Origin of the sequence: Kitasatospora sp. NPDC052896 (assembly GCF_044547075.1) — a bacterium.
In the GTDB taxonomy this organism is placed as follows: domain Bacteria; phylum Actinomycetota; class Actinomycetes; order Streptomycetales; family Streptomycetaceae; genus Kitasatospora.
In genome coordinates this window covers 181,250-196,553 of sequence record NZ_JBITZU010000003.1, presented here as the reverse complement: position 1 = coordinate 196,553, position 15,304 = coordinate 181,250, and the positions used below count along the sequence as shown (strand labels likewise).

Annotated in this window: 12 protein-coding genes and 1 pseudogene; 1 reads left to right on the top strand and 12 read right to left on the bottom strand. The window is 74.8% G+C overall.

The window, feature by feature from the left end; translation table 11 throughout:
- Window positions 1–28 precede the first annotated feature (28 nt).
- The 12 genes and pseudogenes from ACIGXM_RS09585 to ACIGXM_RS09530 form a co-directional block, all read right to left on the bottom strand.
- Window positions 29–487, bottom strand: coding sequence for an ATP-binding protein (locus tag ACIGXM_RS09585; protein WP_396558675.1), 459 nt, complete (start codon window positions 485–487; stop codon window positions 29–31).
- Between the two features lie 40 nt (window positions 488–527).
- Window positions 528–908: an STAS domain-containing protein gene (locus ACIGXM_RS09580; RefSeq protein WP_396558673.1), complete on the bottom strand. Its 381-nt coding sequence runs from the start codon at window positions 906–908 to the stop codon at window positions 528–530.
- 138 nt (window positions 909–1,046) lie between these two features.
- The gene (locus ACIGXM_RS09575; RefSeq protein ID WP_396558671.1) at window positions 1,047–1,682 is read right to left on the bottom strand and encodes an endonuclease; all 636 of its coding nucleotides are present in this window, start codon (window positions 1,680–1,682) and stop codon (window positions 1,047–1,049) included.
- Complete coding sequence (locus tag ACIGXM_RS09570; RefSeq protein ID WP_396558669.1) at window positions 1,679–2,239, bottom strand: hemerythrin domain-containing protein; 561 nt, start codon at window positions 2,237–2,239, stop codon at window positions 1,679–1,681. The genes ACIGXM_RS09575 and ACIGXM_RS09570 overlap by 4 nt, the downstream gene beginning before the upstream one ends.
- A 47-nt stretch (window positions 2,240–2,286) precedes the next feature.
- Window positions 2,287–5,499 (bottom strand): HAMP domain-containing protein, encoded by a 3,213-nt coding sequence (locus tag ACIGXM_RS09565; RefSeq protein WP_396558667.1) that lies wholly within the window; start codon window positions 5,497–5,499, stop codon window positions 2,287–2,289.
- Between the two features lie 144 nt (window positions 5,500–5,643).
- Window positions 5,644–5,907 carry a hypothetical protein gene (locus ACIGXM_RS09560; RefSeq protein WP_396558665.1) on the bottom strand — a complete coding sequence of 88 codons (264 nt, stop codon included), beginning with the start codon at window positions 5,905–5,907 and terminating at the stop codon, window positions 5,644–5,646.
- A complete protein-coding gene (locus ACIGXM_RS09555; protein ID WP_396558663.1) occupies window positions 5,831–6,307 on the bottom strand; it encodes an STAS domain-containing protein in 477 nt (158 codons plus the stop codon). Before ACIGXM_RS09555 ends, ACIGXM_RS09560 begins: the two co-directional genes overlap by 77 nt.
- 122 nt (window positions 6,308–6,429) lie before the next feature.
- Complete coding sequence (locus ACIGXM_RS09550; protein ID WP_396558661.1) at window positions 6,430–8,856, bottom strand: SpoIIE family protein phosphatase; 2,427 nt, start codon at window positions 8,854–8,856, stop codon at window positions 6,430–6,432.
- A gap of 142 nt (window positions 8,857–8,998) precedes the next feature.
- The gene (locus tag ACIGXM_RS09545; protein WP_396558659.1) at window positions 8,999–9,877 is read right to left on the bottom strand and encodes a SigB/SigF/SigG family RNA polymerase sigma factor; all 879 of its coding nucleotides are present in this window, start codon (window positions 9,875–9,877) and stop codon (window positions 8,999–9,001) included.
- Window positions 9,878–10,047: 170 nt separating this feature from the next.
- Window positions 10,048–10,875 carry a hypothetical protein gene (locus ACIGXM_RS09540; protein ID WP_396558657.1) on the bottom strand — a complete coding sequence of 276 codons (828 nt, stop codon included), beginning with the start codon at window positions 10,873–10,875 and terminating at the stop codon, window positions 10,048–10,050.
- 63 nt (window positions 10,876–10,938) lie between these two features.
- A complete protein-coding gene (locus ACIGXM_RS09535) occupies window positions 10,939–12,054 on the bottom strand; it encodes a PP2C family protein-serine/threonine phosphatase (RefSeq protein WP_396558655.1) in 1,116 nt (371 codons plus the stop codon).
- Window positions 12,055–12,177: 123 nt separating this feature from the next.
- Window positions 12,178–14,028, bottom strand: a pseudogene (locus ACIGXM_RS09530) (cholesterol oxidase substrate-binding domain-containing protein).
- Between the two features lie 208 nt (window positions 14,029–14,236).
- Here ACIGXM_RS09530 and ACIGXM_RS09525 point away from each other — a divergent pair.
- Window positions 14,237–15,301 carry an NAD-dependent epimerase/dehydratase family protein gene (locus ACIGXM_RS09525; protein ID WP_396558653.1) on the top strand — a complete coding sequence of 355 codons (1,065 nt, stop codon included), beginning with the start codon at window positions 14,237–14,239 and terminating at the stop codon, window positions 15,299–15,301.
- The last annotated feature ends 3 nt before the right edge of the window (window positions 15,302–15,304 follow it).

Here is a 15,304-nt window from a genome sequence, read left to right as displayed (position 1 = left end):
CGGGCCCGCGCGGAACGGGCCGGGGGCATCAGCGCGGGTCCGGCGCCGCGATCTCCGCCCAGACCCGCTTGCCATCGTCGGCCGACAGCACCCCCCAGTCACGGGCCAGCAGTGCCACCACACGCAGCCCGTGCCCGCCCGGGCCGACCGGATCGCCCGGTGGGCGCGGCACCGGCGGGAGCGGGCTGGGGTCGGCCACCTCGACCCGCAGCCGCTCGGCGTCGCAGTACAGGACCAGCTCGCTCGGCCCGCCCGCGTGCTGGCAGGCGTTGGCCACCAGCTCGGAGACCACCAACAGCACGTCGTCGGCCACGGTCTGCCGCCGGCTGTCGAAGGCCGGCAGCCAGTCCCAGTCGACCAGCGCCTTCCAGGCGAAGTCGCGGCACCGCCCGACCGTGCCGGCCACCGGGCCGGGCAGCGGCAGCCGGCGCGTGCGCTCGGCCGGCGCGCCGTCCGACGATCCGCGGTCGCCGAAGGGTCGGGACATCGACCCGCGCTCGCCACTCATCGCCATGCCACCCATCCGGTCAGCCGTCCGACGACAGCGCCTGCGCCACGCTCGGATGAACCCGGAAGACCCCGCCGGCACCGGTGATCTCGAAGAGCCGGGCCACCTGCGGGCCGAGCCCGCACAGCTCCACCTCCCGGCCGGACTCCCGGGCCGCGAGCCGGGCCCGCAGCAGCACGTTCAGGCCGGTGGAGTCGCAGAACCGCAGGTCCGCGAAGTCGAGCAGGATCCGCGCCGGGGCGGCGGCCAGACAGCCGTCCAGCGCCTCGCGCAACACGTCCGCCGTGTCGTGGTCGAGTTCGCCGTGCAGCACCAGCACCCGGCTGCCCGGTGCTCCGCGCACCGCCACGCTGAGCCGGCCCTCGCCGACCCCGGTCGTTCCCACGCCGTCCTCTGCCATCACGGCTCCTCGCGGTTCACAGCGCCTCCGAACAAGCTGCCCGGATCTTCGCCACCCGGTCCCCCACCGCCCGGTGCACCGCCACCATCCTGCCCGGTCCCGCCGCGAGGCGCCGGGCGGTCAGGGGCCGGACACCGGTCATGCGGCCTCGCTCGAGGAGTCGTCCGCGCCCAGACGGACCCGGACCAGGGCCGCGGCGAGTCGGGCGGCGTCGGCGGGCCGGACCAGCCGACCGAGTTCCTCGGCGCTCTTCGGCAGGCCCTCGGCGGCGGCCTGTTCGCGCGCCGCGCGGTCGAAGAACGGGTACAGCCCGGGCCAGACCGCCTGGGCCTCGCGGCAGAAGATGTCCGCGCCGACCGGGCCGATCCGCGGCACCTCCTGGAGCAGCCGGTGGATCCCGGAGGTCTCGCCACCGGCCTCGGCCCGCAGCCGCCGCAGATCACCGTGCCAGCGCTCCAGTACCAGCTCGGCACCGGCGTGCAGCGCGGTCGCGCTGCTCTCGTCGTAGCGGCGGTAGTGGGCCCGGCCGAGCGCGTCCACGACGTCCTGCCACTCGGCGTCCGCCATCGCGCGCGGGGTGCGCAGCCCGGCCCGGAAGAGCTCGCGGGCGGCGGCCACGGCGATCCCCGCCTTGATCCGGGTGGAGCAGAGCATGGCCAGCACCAGCAGCTGGTAGAGCGGGGCGGGCGTGTCGCGCAGGGTGACACCGGCCTCCGCGGCGAAGGTCCGGCCGTGCTCGCGCAGCAGGCGGCGGGTTTGCTCCTCGGCGCTCACCGGGTGCCCCGGTGGGACACGAGGAGGTCGTGCAGCCGCGCCACCGGGCCGCGCTCGGGCGGCAGCAGGTTGTCGGGTGGGATGGTCGCGGACGCGCCCGGACGCGGGCTGGTGCGGGCGTGCCGCTTCACCTCGCGCACCTGCTCGCCGAGCCGGCGCAGCTCGGACCCGGGGATCACGGCGCGCAGGGCGGGGAAGATCCGCGCCTCCTCGTGGCCCAGGTGGCCGGTGACCAGCTCCACCAGCTGGGCCACCAGGCGGTCGAAGCCCGCGGTGGTGGCGGTGCGCCACTGCAGATGGCGCAGCAGCGTCTCGACGACGGCGTGGTCCCTCAGCTCCTGGCCGGCCACCACCTCGCCGTCGGGCAGTTGGCGGACCAGCGGGTAGAGGCAGGACTCCTCGGCGATCGCGTGCCGGACGAGCTCGCCGGTCACCTCGTCCACCAGCGCCTTGCGCCGCGGGTCACCGATTCGCAGGCCGATCATCCGGCTGAACAGCACCCGGATGTCGTCGTGGTCCGCGGTCAGCTCCTGCAGGATGTCGCGGTCGTGTTCCATCTCAGCCTCCTCGGTCCACGCGGGCGTCTGCCCGGCCACCCGGGCGGCTAACGCGCCAGGAAGTGTCGGATCCGGCCGAGCAGGTCACCGGTGTCGACCGGCTTGGTGACGTGGTCGTCGGCGCCGGCCGACAGGCTCTTGGCGTGGTCGCCGGGCATCGCCTTCGCGGTCAGCGCGATGATCGGCAGCGTGCTGTACTGCGGCATCGCGCGGATCGCCGTGGTGGCGGCGTAGCCGTCGAGCTCGGGCATCATCAGGTCCATCAGGACGAGTTCCACGTCCTCGCGGGCCCGCAGCAGGTCCAGGCAGGCCTGGCCGTTGTCGGCGTGCAGCACCCGCAGGCCGTGCTGTTCCAGCACGCCGGCCAGCGCGAAGGCGTTGCGCGCGTCGTCGTCGACCACCAGCACCACCCGGCCGGCCAGCGTGCGGTCCGGCTCGACCACCCGGCCGGCGGCGGGTGCCGGCAGCTGGGCGGGGGCGCCGGGACGGGCGGGCGGCTCGCCCGCGGGCAGGTAGAGGGTGAAGCAGCTGCCCTCGCCGACCCGGCTGCGGGCGACGATGGCGCCGCCGAGCAGCCTGGCGATCTCGCGGCTGATCGAGAGGCCGAGGCCGGTGCCGCCGTAGCGTCGGTTGGTGGTTCCGTCGGCCTGCCGGAAGGCGCCGAAGATGGTCTCCAGGTGTTCGTCCGCGATGCCGATGCCGCTGTCGGTGATCCGGAAGGCCAGCACGTCGGCCGACTCCCCCAGCTGCGGCGGGAGTTCGCCCGCGGTGGCCCGCTCGACCAGCAGCTCCACCCGGCCGACCTCGGTGAACTTCACCGCGTTGGACAGCAGGTTGCGCAGCACCTGACGCAACCGGGCCTCGTCGGTGACCAGTTCGGAGGGCACGTCGGGCGCGGTGCTGACCCGGAACTCCAGGCTCTTCTGCCCGGTGAGCGGGCGGAACGTCAACTCGACGTACTCCAGCAGCTCGTGCAGCGGGAAGCGCTCCGGACTGACGTCCATCTTGCCCGCCTCGACCTTGGACAGGTCCAGGATGTCGTTGATCAACTGGAGCAGGTCGGAGCCGGCCGAGTGGATCACGCCGGCGTACTCGACCTGCTTCGGCGTCAGGTTGTGGGTCGGGTTCTGTGCCAGCAACTGGGCCAGGATGAGCAGGCTGTTGAGCGGGGTGCGCAGCTCGTGGCTCATGTTGGCGAGGAACTCGGACTTGTACATCGAGGTGAGCGAGAGTTGCTGGGCCCGGGTCTCCAGCTCCTGGCGGGCATGCTCGATCTCCAGGTTCTTCGCCTCGATGTCCCGGTTGCGCTCGGCCAGCAGTTTCGCCTTCTCCTCCAACTCGGCGTTGGAGGACTGCAGTTCCTCCTGCCTGGCCTGCAGTTCACGTGAGCGGGCACGCAGTTCGCCGGTCAGCCGCTGCGACTCCTCCAGCAGCTCGTCGGTGCGGGCGTTGGCGAGCAGTGAGCTGACGTGGACCCCGATGGTGGCGGTGAGCCGCTCCAGGAAGTCGCGGTGGATCGCGGTGAACGGGCGCACCGCGGCGAGTTCGACGACGCCCAGCAACTGGTCCTCCATCAGCACCGGCAGCAGGATCAGTGCGCTGGGGTCGGTGGCACCGGCGCCGGAGGCGATGGTGGCGTAGCCGGCCGGCACGTGCTCGACCAGGACGGTGCGCCGGCCGCGCGCGGCCTGGCCGACCAGGGACTGGCCGAGTCGGAACCGGCGCGGCCCGGCGGCGGGGTCGTCCGGCGAGCCGTAGCTGCCGATGGCGACCAGCTCGGTGCCGTCCGGACCCTCCTGGGCGAGGTAGAACGCGCCGTACTGGGCCGCCACCAGCGGGGCCAGCTCGGCCATCACCAGCTCGGCCACGGCGGCCAGCTCCCGCCGGCCCTGGACCAGTTCGGAGAACCGGGCGAGGTTGGTCTTGAGCCAGTCCTGTTCCTGGTTCGCCCGGGTGGTCTGCCGCAGCGACTCGACCATCGAGTTGATGTTGTCCTTGAGCTCGCCGAGCTCGCCGGGCGCCTGCACGGTGATCGAGCGGGTGAGGTCGCCCTCGGCGACGGCACCGGTCACCTCGGCGATCGCGCGGACCTGGCGGGTGAGGTTGCCGGCCAGTTCGTTGACGTTCTCGGTGAGCCGCTTCCAGGTGCCGGAGACGCCCCCGACCTCGGCCTGGCCGCCCAGCCGGCCCTCGCTGCCCACCTCACGGGCCACCCGGGTCACCTCGGCGGCGAACGCGCCCAACTGGTCGACCATGGTGTTGATGGTGGTCTTGAGCTCCAGGATCTCGCCGCGCGCGTCCACGTCGATCTTGCGCGTCAGGTCGCCGCGGGCCACCGCGGTGGTCACCTGGGCGATGTTGCGCACCTGGTTGGTCAGGTTGTCCGCCATGAAGTTGACGTTCTCGGTGAGGTCCTTCCAGGTGCCCGAGACACCGCGGACGGTCGCCTGGCCGCCCAGCCGGCCCTCGGTGCCCACTTCACGGGCCACCCGGGTCACCTCGTCCGCGAACGCGCCCAACTGGTCGACCATCGTGTTGATGGTCTCCTTCAGCTCGCGGATCTCGCCCCGCGCGTCCACCCGGATCTTCTGCGAGAGGTCACCGAGCGCGACGGCGGTCGCCACCTGGGCGATCGAGCGGACCTGCGCGGTGAGGTTGCCGGCCATGAAGTTGACCGAGTCGGTGAGGTCGCGCCAGGTGCCGCCCACCCCGGGCACCTGGGCCTGGCCGCCGAGCCGGCCGTCGGTGCCCACCTCGCGGGCCACCCGGGTCACCTCGCCGGCGAACGCGCCCAGCTGGTCGACCATCGTGTTGACGGTGTTCTTCAGCTCCAGGATCTCGCCACGCGCGTCCACGTCGATCTTCTGCGAGAGGTCACCCCGGGCCACCGCCGTGGTCACCTGCGCGATGTTGCGCACCTGGTCAGTCAGGTTGCCGGCCATCGCGTTGACGCCGCTGGTCAGCTCCGCCCAGACGCCGCTCGCGCCCGGCACCCGGGCCTGCCCGCCGAGCCGGCCCTCGCCGCCGACCTCCCGGGAGACCCGGGTCACCTCGGCGGCGATCAGCGACAGCTGGTCCACCATCCCGTTGAAGACGCCGGCGATCTCGCTCAACAGGCCGTCCGCACCGGCGGCCAACCGGATCGAGAAGTCGCCGTCACGCACCGCGGTCAGCCCCGCGAGCAACCGCCGCAGCGCCGCCTCGTCCAGCCCGTCCGGTCTCGCCGTCCCCGCCCGCCACCGCTCCGCCGGCTCGCTCATCCGCCGCTCCTCACCGTGGCCGGATCGGCACGGGACACGGCCGCCCCGGTGTCCCGTCCCTCCCACTGTGGCACGCCCGGCGCGGCCTCGACAGACGGCCGGGGGGCGGCTATCGTGCGCCCGCCGACGGGTGGCCGGACGGTCCTAGGACTCGCCGTCGGAGGATCGGGGCGCCGGGGTCCCGCGGGGGCCGGCGGCGACGCAGAGCAGGGCGAGACCGACCACCCAGACCGCTCCGAAGAGCCAGAACAGCGGGGCCGGGGCCAGGCTGAGCCCGGCGGCCAGTACCGCCAGCGACAGCAGCCCGAGCAGCACCGCCTCGGTGAGCCGGCTACCGCGCAGCAGCGTCCACAGCCGGCTGCGCAGGGCGAACCGGAGCCGGGTGGTCAGACGGTCCCAGTGGTTCATCACGTCTCCTTGCCCCGGGGCCCGGGGTTCCGGCCGACCGCGCGTCGGCTGGGGTGCGGTGGATCGAGAAGAGTTCCGTGGTGCCGGTGAGCGACAGCAGCCAGCGAAGCGTCGGCCCGGGCGCCGCCAGGTCGAGCCGGCCTCCGGCCCGCTCGGCGGCGAGCCGGGCCCGGAGCAGCAGGCTGAGGCCGGTGGAGTCGCAGAACGCCAACCGGCCGCAGTCGACCAGCAGCCAGGGTTCGGGGACTTCCAGCACCTCCTCCAAGACGGCGGCCAGGATTCCGGCCGTGTCGTGGTCGAGCTCGCCCATCGGTGCGATCACCACACCACGGGCCCACGGCCGGACCGTCGCGGTCAGCGCGGGGCCGGTCGACTGCTGCACGATGTCGTCCATGTGCATGTGGACGCTCCTCGGCTGGTTACCGGCGCCGCGTCTGCCCGGTCGGGGCTGACGCAAACATGCCGGCGCCGACTTTCTACCCGGCCGCCCCCGCGCCGGTCAACCATTCATTCCTCAACCAATCACCCGAGACGGAAACCCAGCAGGCAGGTGTCGTCCCGCGGATTGGGCGCGCCCAACCTGCGCAGCACGTGATCCAGGCAGCCCTCCAGGCCGGCCGCCCGGTACTCCTCGGCGGCGCGCAGCAGCCGGTCCAGTCCGGAGTCGGGATCCTCGCCGGGTCGCTCGACCAGACCGTCGGTGTACAGCAGCACCGCCTCGCCGGACGTCAGCGGCAGCTCCGCGCGGGTGTACCGGGCGTTCGGCACGGCACCGAGCACGATGCCGGCGGGGACCTCGGGCAGCCGGGCGGCGCCCGCGCGCAGCAGCACCGGCGGCGGGTGCCCGGCCCGGGCCCAGCCGAACACCCGGGTCGCCGGGTCGAGCCGGCCGCAGACCACGGTGGCGATGTAGTCGCTGCCCTGGTGGAAGAGCATCCGGTTGAGCCGCCCCAGCAGCACCTCCGGGCCGACCCCGGTGAAGGCGAGGCCGCGCAACGCGTAGCGCAGCTGCGCCATGCCGGCGGCGGCGGGCAGGCCGTGGCCGGAGACGTCGCCGACCACGATCAGCACGCTGCCGTCGGGGAGCGTCAGCGCGTCGTACCAGTCGCCGCCGACGTGGGCCTCCCGCTCGGCGGGCAGGTAGCGGGCGGCGACCTCGAGGCCGGCGACGGCCGGGCCGCGCGGGGCGTCCAGCAGCGCGTGCTGCAACGACCGCACCGTGCGGTGCTCGACCACGGTCTGCCGGCGCTGCTCGGCCAGCTGGACCCGGGTGGAGCTGAGCGCGCGCTCGGTCCGCCGCCAGGCGGTGACGTCCTGCACCACGCCGCGGACCGCCACCACCGCCCGCTCACCGGCGCCGACCGCCTCGGCCATCACCCTCAGCGCGCGGACCGAGTCGTCCGGGCGGCGGATCCGGAACTCCAGCGTGGCGGGCGACTCACCGGCCAGCAGTCGCGCGGTCGACCCGTGGACGGCCGGCAGGTCGGCGGGGAGGACGGCCGCCTCGACGGCGGCCACCGGCAGCCGGTCGACGGCGTCCGCGGCGTCGACGACTCCGACGGTCTCGACGACACCGACGGCTCCGACGGCCTCCCGGCCGAACAGCCGGCAGCACTCGGCGGAGCAGACGATCTCGGTCGAGCCCGACTGCCAGTGCCAGGTGCCGAGCCCGGCCAGCCGCTGCGCCTGCTCCAGCTGGGTCTTCCGCCGGGCCAGTTCGTCGTGTGCGCGCCAGCTGACCAGCACGCCGTCCAGGAACGGGGTGGCCCGCAGGGTCAGGCTGGCGGCCCGCGGCGCGCCCCCGACCAGCTCCACGAACGGCTCCACCTGCTCCTGGTAGGGCTCGCCGCCGGTGACCACGGCCAGCAGCCGAGCCAGCACACCGGCCGCCACCAGGCCCGGGTACAGCTCGGTGAACCGGCCGCCCACCAGGTCGGCGGCGGTGCGGCCGGCCAGGTCGACGGTGGCCGCGTTGGCGTGTCGCACCCGCAGGTCCACCGGCCCGCCGTCGAGCGCTCGGACGCTCTCCAGGATCAGCACCGGGTCGAGCAGGGCGTCCAGCACGGCGCGGAACCACGGCTCGCCCGGGCTCTCCCCGGCCCGGTCCGGCAGCACCCGGGGCAGCTCTCCCGCGCAGAGCCGGGCCAGCGCCGCGAGGTAGCGGGTGGTCGCCCGGTCCGGACCGCGCTGCTCCGGCCAGCCGACGGCCAGCGAGCCGATGGTGCGACCGCCGATCTCCAGCGGCAGCGCGCAGACGGACCGGCCGGGCACCGTGGAGGTCGCGTGCCCGGGGTCCGCCGCCTGCTCGGCCCAGACCGGGGAGCCGCCGCGGGCCGCCCGCACGCTGGGCACCGCGGTGTGCGGCGGGATCCGCTGCCACTGGCTGAGCTGGTGGGTCGGCACCCCGTGGCTGCCGACCAGGCGCAGCGCGCCGTCCGGCTCCAGCACCGTGAGCGCCACCGCGCCGGCGGCCAGCGGGGCCAGTCCGACCTCGTGCAGCGCGCGGGCCAGCTCGTCGGGGGTCCGGGCCGCGCCGAGGGCCGCGGCCGCCAGGTGGTACTTGCGGGCCAGCTCCGTGGTGAGCGCGGCCGGAGCGGGGCGGCGCGGCGCGGTGGGCGGGACGGGCGGCGGGGCGGCGTCCGGGGCGGGTGCGTTGGCGGGTGCGCGGGCGGCCACCGGGGCGCCGGCGTCGTCCGCGCCGGTCGGCGGCGCGGCCCGGCCGAGCAGTTCGGCGGCGAGGTCGACCAGCTTGCGGTTGCTGTCCTGCGAGCGTCGCACCAGCCAGTCGAAGGCCTGTTCCGGGGTGCACCGCAGCCGCGCCACGAGCAGGCCCTTGGCCTGCTCGATCACGGCCCGGGTCCGCATGGCCTGCCGGAGGCCGGTGATCTCGGACCGCATGCGGTCGATGGTGGCTTCCGGCGGCTCGGTGCCGGTCGGCTCAGCGGTCATCGCCAGCCGCCGCCTTCCGTGCGGGCCCGTGGACGGACCGGGGGCTCCAGCCTAGGCCGCCCGCCGGTGGTGGGCCAGCACGCGCCGGCCGGCGACGGCCCGACCCTGCCGGTACCACCCCGGCCGGTACCGCCCCGTCCGGTCAGCGGTCCGCGGCGCGGTCCTCCAGCCGCTCGCGCAACCGGGTCAGGGTGGCCGAGAGCAGCCGCGAGACGTGCATCTGGGAGACCCCGATCCGCTCGGCGATCTGGCTCTGCGTGCGGTCGCCCCAGAAGCGCAGCAGCAGGACGGTCCGTTCACGCTCGGGCAGTTCGGCGAGCAGTGGCCGGACCGCCGCACGGAACTCGACCAGCGCCAACTGCCCGTCGTCCTCGCCGATCCGGTCCAGCAGCGAACCGCCGGCCGGGTCGTCGTCCGCGCGCAGCGCGTCCAACGACTCGGTCCGGCAGATCCGCGCGGCCTGCTGACCTTCCGTCACTTCGTCGACTTCCAGGCCGAGTTCGGCCGCTATCTCGGCGGCCAGCGGGGCGTGGCCCAGCTCCTGCTCCAGCCGGTCCGCGCCGTGGACCACCGCGAGGTACAACTCCTGGACACTGCGCGGCACTCGGACCGGCCACGAGGTGTCGCGGAAGTACCGCTTGATCTCGCCCGAGATGGTCGGGATCGCGTAGGTGACGAACTCGACGCCACGGCTGGGGTCGTAGCCGTCCACCGCCTTGATCAGCCCGACCGTGCCGATCTGCACGATGTCCTCACGGTCCTCCGAGCGGTGCTGGAACCGGGCCGCCACGAAGCGCACCAGCGGCATGTTCAACTCGATGAGGGTGCCGCGGACGTAGCTGTGCGCGGTGCACTCCGGGGGCAGTTCGGCGAGCCGGCGGAAGAGCGCGTCACCCAGCTCGCGGGCCTCGGCCTTCCCCATCGCGCGCATCCGCTCGCGCGAGGGGCGCGGCGGTAGGTCGGCGAGGGCGACGGCTTCTGTGGTGGGTGTGACGGCAGCCTGGACGGACACGGTGGTCATCTCCTGGCAGGGCGGGACACCTCCCGCGGGCCGGTCGGAACGATGGACCACGGCCCCGGGAAGGGGATACCGCCCGCCCGGCTGCTTCAGGCGAGGGCAGCCCGGCACGGTTGTCCGTGCCGCTTCTGTCACCTACCCCTCGATGTTCCGTCCAACCCTGGCAGGCACGGTCACTGCAGGATGTTGACCGCCCGGGCGACCACCAGCACCACGGTCAGCAGCGAGACCACCGACTGCACCAGCATGAGCAGCTTGGCCCAGCGGGAGAGCGGCATGGTGTCGGTCGGGCTGAAGGCGGTCGCGTTGGTGAACGCGACATAGAGGTAGTCCAGGAAGCCCGGCTCCCAGTTGGCCGGGGCGAGGTCCGGCTGCTGCATCTGCGGGAAGAGGAAGTCGGGGTAGTCGTGCGTGCCGCGGGCCCGGGAGGCCGGGCCGCCGCGGTCCCACTCCCAGTACCAGAGCGCGAAGGCGATCACGTTGGTCGCCCAGATCGCGCCGCCGGTGCTCAGCAGGGCGACCGCGTTGGAGCCGCCGGTGCCCTTCACCAGATCGTGCACCAGCCGCACCGCCGACCACCCGTTGGCCAGGCTGATCGCCGCGACCAGGGTCAGGCTGAGCGCCCGCAGCTGGCGGGTGCCGTGGTCGATCCGGGGGTGCGGGTTCAGCACGACCAACGCGACCAGCAGCCCGCCCTCCAGCGCCGGCAGTATCCAGTGCGGGTGGATGGTGAGCCGCTCGGGCAGGAAGAGCTGCAGTCCGATGGCGCACAGGATCGCCGCGGTCACCGCCCAGCGCTGCTCGCCCTCGGTCTCCGCCCGCCAGGCGGGCCGCGGCGGCTCGCCGTCGGTGGCGGCCGGCTCGGGGGCCAGCAGCCGCTCGATCCGGTCCAACCGGTGGCGCAGCAGCTCGGCGAGGTCGTGCGCGCCGTTGCCGGGGGCGGGAGGGGTACCGACGGCCTCGACCGGATCGTCGGGGTGCTTCTCGCTGTGGGCAGTCATGGCGGACATTGTCGCCGCAGGCCGGCGCGGGACCCGCACGGGGTCCGCCGGCGGCACGGCGGCTCAGCTCGGCCGGCCCACCGCGAGCAGGGCGGCGTCGTCGGTCAGCCCGCCGGGGGCGTAGGCCGCCACGTCGGCCAGCAGGTGGTCCAGGACCGCGCCGGCCTCGCGCTGCGGCGCGGCGGCGAGCCGGGCGGCCAGCGGGTAGAACCGGCCGGCGGCGTCCCGGGCCTCGGAGATCCCGTCGGTGTAGAGCAGCAGCAGGTCGCCGGGGTCCAGCTCGACCGGGCGGGCTTGGTAGTGCCCGCCGGTGAGGGCGCGCAGCGCCAGCGGTGGGGCGGGTTCCGGCGGTGCCAGTTCCTCGACCCGGTGCGCCCGGCGCAGCAGTGGCGGCGGGTGGCCGCAGTTGACCAGCGTGCCGGGCCCCGACCCGGTCGGCAGGTTGAGCAGCACGGCGGTCACGAAGCGCTCGTTGGCCGGCCGGCGGGCCAACGCGGAGTCCAGCCGCTCGGCGACGACGGCCAGGTCGGGCTCGCTGCGGGCCGCCTCGCGGAAGACCCCGAGCACGTCGGCCGCGGTCTCCACGGCCGCCAGGCCCTTGCCCTGGACGTCGCCGAGCAGGATCCGGGCGCCGTACGGGGTGTCCAGCACCGAGTAGAGGTCACCGCCGATCCGCGCCTCGGCGGCGGCCGCCGCGTACCGGACGGCGATCCGCAGCGGGCCCAGCCGGTCCGGCGGAGGGCGTAGCAGGGCGCGTTGGGCCGCCTCGGCGACGGTCCGGACCTGGAGCAGCTCGCGCTCCCGGGCGCCGACCACCACCACGTTGGCGATGCTGGCCAACGTGACGGCGACGACCGCGACCAGCGCGGCGACGTGCACGGGGAGCGCGACGTCCGGGTTGGCCAGCGCCAGCAGGCCGACCCCGATGGTGGCCAGCGCGCCGGCCAGCAGCGGCACCCGGACGTTGCGGGTCCGCGCGCCGGCCAGCACCGGGACGGCGGCCAGCACCGGGGAGGTGGTGCTGCCCGGTCCGGTGAGCAGGTCGATCGCCACGGCCAGCACCAGCAGCGCGTACGCCCCGGTGATCAGCCGGCCCGAGCCGGACGCCGCCGGCGGCCAGGACGGGCCGGCGCGGCGCCACGGTGCGCTCCGCTCGGACACGGCGCTCTGCTCGGACACGGCAGGCTCCTCCCGGGGTGGCCCGGCCCGCGTCGCCGCCCGGGTGGGCACGCCGGCCGGATGCCTTTCCCTCACTCTCCCCCGTTCCGGCCGCCCTGGCGAGAGCGATGGGACGGATCCGGGTCAGCGCAGCAGGGTGTCCAGCAGCGGCGAGCCGAAGATCCGGTGCGGGTCGTAGCGGTCCAGCACGGCGACCGCCTCGTCCCAGCCGGGTCCGCCGCCACCCCGGTAGCTCGCCGGGATCACCCGGCCGATCACGTCCGGGTCGGCCCAGGTCGCGTCGGCGGTGTAGGCCCAGCCCTTGGACCACTCGGCCCGCAGTCCGGCCCGACTGCCGTCGAAGGTGGCCAGCAGGAACCGTTCCAGGTCGCGGCCGAAGGCGTGCAGACCGGGGGTGCCGGGCAGGGTGAGCACGTCGAACCAGACGGCGGTGTCCCACTCGGGGTGGTCGGCCCGTGGCCGGACCGGCGAGAGCAGGGCCGGTTGGGCCCCGGGGACGCCACAGGCGGCCGGATCGTCCAGGCCGGTCACCCGGATCTCCACCGCGCCGTTCACCGGGAACTGGCCGCGCGCCTGCTACTGCCCGAGCAGCTTCTGGTAGCCGACCGCCAGCTGGCTGACCACCCACTGGACGTCGGCCCGGCGGGCCAGCACGGCGTAGCCGTTGGCGGTCATCCGCAGCGTGGTCGGGCGAACGTAGTGCAGCAGGTTGCGCGAGGCGCCCCAGAGGTCCGAGCGCAGGCCGCCGGCCAGCAGGTGGGTGACCGCGTCCAGGCTCAGCAGGTCGCGCAGCAGCCCGCCGGAGAGCAACACCGAGGTGAGGTCACCGGTCAGTCCCAGCTGGGCTACCAGGTACTGGAGTTGACCGAAGACCGGGGCCAATGCCCAGGACCCGCTGACCAGTTGGCCGGCCAGGTCGGCTACCGGCTGCGGAATGCTGTCGGAGAAGGGGTAGTTGTAGGGCTGCTCGACCTCCAGCGAGGAGAACGGGCGCTGTGGGGCCACGCTCCAGCTCTTCAGCCACGGGTACTCGGTGTAGGCGAACCAGATCGCCTCGAGTCGGCCGTCCTGGTCGAGGAAGTCGGCGAACCGACGGGATCCACCGCCTGCCCCGGGCGGGGCGAACAGCTCGCCGGCCGGGATGTCGAGCCGGCTCAGGCAGCGCAGCTTCTGGTCCGGGCCGGCGCGGAGCACGGCCTCGGTGACGAAGGCCCGGCCGAGGTGGACCAGGAACGCGGCGCTGTCCGCCTCGGCGCGGTCGAAGGTGCGCAGCGCGTAGCGGCCGGCCGGAGCGTCCCAGACCACCGCGGTCAGGCTGGTGACCAGGTTGCTGACCGAGCCGTACGCGTGGCCCGGCGGCGGCTGCTCGCCGGTGGCCGGGACGGCGGTGCCGTGGCCGCCGATCGCCAGCACGCCGCCGACCGTGACGTCGCCGGGGGCGGGGCAGGCGGTCCAGCCGAGGCCGCGGGCGGCCAGGAAGTCGAGCAGCTGGTCCATGGCGGCGCCGGCCTGGGCGCGGACCGCGGGCAGGCCGCCCGGCGCGGTGGCGTCGCTCAGCGCGGTGAGGTGCTGGGTGGTGTCCAGCAGCAGCACGGCGGTCGAGGCCGGGGTACCGTCGGCGACGGCGAGCGGCGCCCAGGTGTGCCGGAAGCCCTGCGCGCGCAGCCGCCAGCCCTGCGCGTGCGCCCAGTTGGCCAGGGTGACCACGTCGTCGGGGGTACCCGGGGCACAGGTCCAGAGCTGGTCGGTGCGGATCTCACCGGCCCAGTTCTCGAAGACCCGCTGGTAGAGGTCGATTCCGGCCGGGAACGCGGGCGGCGCCGGGGTGACCGCCTCGGCCGAGTCCGGCCCGATCAGGCCGCGCAGCAGCCAGCCGGCCCCGCCCAGCGCGGCGGAGCCGGCGAGCAGGCGACGGCGGGTCAGGCCGTCCGTCCGGGCCGCCCGGGCCGCCGCTGGTCCGTCCGTGCCGTCCATGCTCATGACTCCCCGCCCCTGGGTTCGTGTTGTCGATCTGCCGAGGACACGGTAGGGAAAACGGGCACGGAGTCAGCATGCCTGGCCGACACCTCACTCGTTCGAGTGAATCTTGTTTCTTCTGCGAGCCGCTCGAGGTTCTTACCGTCCGCTGACGGACCGTCGCCGAGCCGGTCCGGCCTGGTCCGCGGCGGCTAGCGTCGAGGGCATGGACATTCTGCTCACCGGCGGCGCCGGATTCATCGGCTCGGCCATCGCCACCCGCCTGGTGCGGGCCGGACACCGGGTCCGGGTGCTGGACGCCCTGCTGCCCGCCGTCCACCCCGAGGGGCGGGCGGGGGTGGTGCTACCGGGCGAGGTCGAGTTCGTCGAGGGGGACGTCCGCGACCGCGCCACCGTCGAGCGGGCGCTGCACGGGGTGGACGCGGTCTGCCACCAGGCCGCGATGGTCGGCCTCGGCCTGGACCTGGACGACGCGCCCGACTACGTGAGCTGCAACGAACTGGGTACCGCCGTGCTGCTGGCGGCGATGGCCCGGGCCGGGGTGGGCGCGCTGGTGCTGGCCGGCTCGATGGTGGTGTACGGCGAGGGCCGGTACGACTGCGCGGCGCACGGCCGGGTGTCCCCGGGCCCGCGCGACCCGGCGGAGCTGGCCGCCGGCCGCTTCGAGCCGCCCTGCCCACGCTGCGGCGCGCCGTTGACACCCGGCCTGGTCGGCGAGGACGCCCCGCCCGACCCGCGCAACGTCTACGCGGTGACCAAGCTCGCCCAGGAGCAGCTGGCCGCCGCCTGGGCCCGCGCGACCGGCGGACGGCTCGTCGCGCTGCGCTACCACAACGTGTACGGGCCACGGATGCCGCGCGACACGCCGTACGCGGGGGTCGCCGCACTGTTCCGCTCGGCGCTGGCCGCCGGCCGCCCACCCCGGGTCTTCGAGGACGGCCGCCAGCGCCGCGACTTCGTGCACGTCGACGACGTGGCGGCGGCCAACGAGCTGGCGCTCACCGCGGTCGGCGGGCGCCCGGCCGGCAGCGTCCGGGTCTACAACACCGGCAGCGGCAGCGTGCACACGGTCGGCGAGATGGCCGAGGCGCTGGCGGCCGGCTCCGGCGGCCCGGCACCGGTGGTGACCGGCGAGTACCGGCTCGGCGACGTCCGGCACATCACCGCCGACTCGGCCCGGCTGCGCACGGAGCTGGGCTGGCACCCGGCCGTCCCGTTCGCCGCCGGAATGGCCGAGTTCGCCAACGCGCCACTTCGTTGCGGGAGTTGACCG

What these genes read in the sequence shown, in the direction of transcription:
- ACIGXM_RS09585 (WP_396558675.1), bottom strand. Translation starts at nt 487, where the DNA reads ATGTCCCGACCCTTCGGCGACCGCGGATCGTCGGACGGCGCGCCGGCC.
- ACIGXM_RS09580 (WP_396558673.1), bottom strand. Translation starts at nt 908, where the DNA reads ATGGCAGAGGACGGCGTGGGAACGACCGGGGTCGGCGAGGGCCGGCTC.
- ACIGXM_RS09570 (WP_396558669.1), bottom strand. Translation starts at nt 2,239, where the DNA reads ATGGAACACGACCGCGACATCCTGCAGGAGCTGACCGCGGACCACGAC.
- ACIGXM_RS09565 (WP_396558667.1), bottom strand. Translation starts at nt 5,499, where the DNA reads ATGAGCGAGCCGGCGGAGCGGTGGCGGGCGGGGACGGCGAGACCGGAC.
- ACIGXM_RS09560 (WP_396558665.1), bottom strand. Translation starts at nt 5,907, where the DNA reads ATGAACCACTGGGACCGTCTGACCACCCGGCTCCGGTTCGCCCTGCGC.
- ACIGXM_RS09555 (WP_396558663.1), bottom strand. Translation starts at nt 6,307, where the DNA reads ATGCACATGGACGACATCGTGCAGCAGTCGACCGGCCCCGCGCTGACC.
- ACIGXM_RS09550 (WP_396558661.1), bottom strand. Translation starts at nt 8,856, where the DNA reads ATGACCGCTGAGCCGACCGGCACCGAGCCGCCGGAAGCCACCATCGAC.
- ACIGXM_RS09545 (WP_396558659.1), bottom strand. Translation starts at nt 9,877, where the DNA reads ATGACCACCGTGTCCGTCCAGGCTGCCGTCACACCCACCACAGAAGCC.
- ACIGXM_RS09540 (WP_396558657.1), bottom strand. Translation starts at nt 10,875, where the DNA reads ATGACTGCCCACAGCGAGAAGCACCCCGACGATCCGGTCGAGGCCGTC.
- ACIGXM_RS09525 (WP_396558653.1), top strand. Translation starts at nt 14,237, where the DNA reads ATGGACATTCTGCTCACCGGCGGCGCCGGATTCATCGGCTCGGCCATC.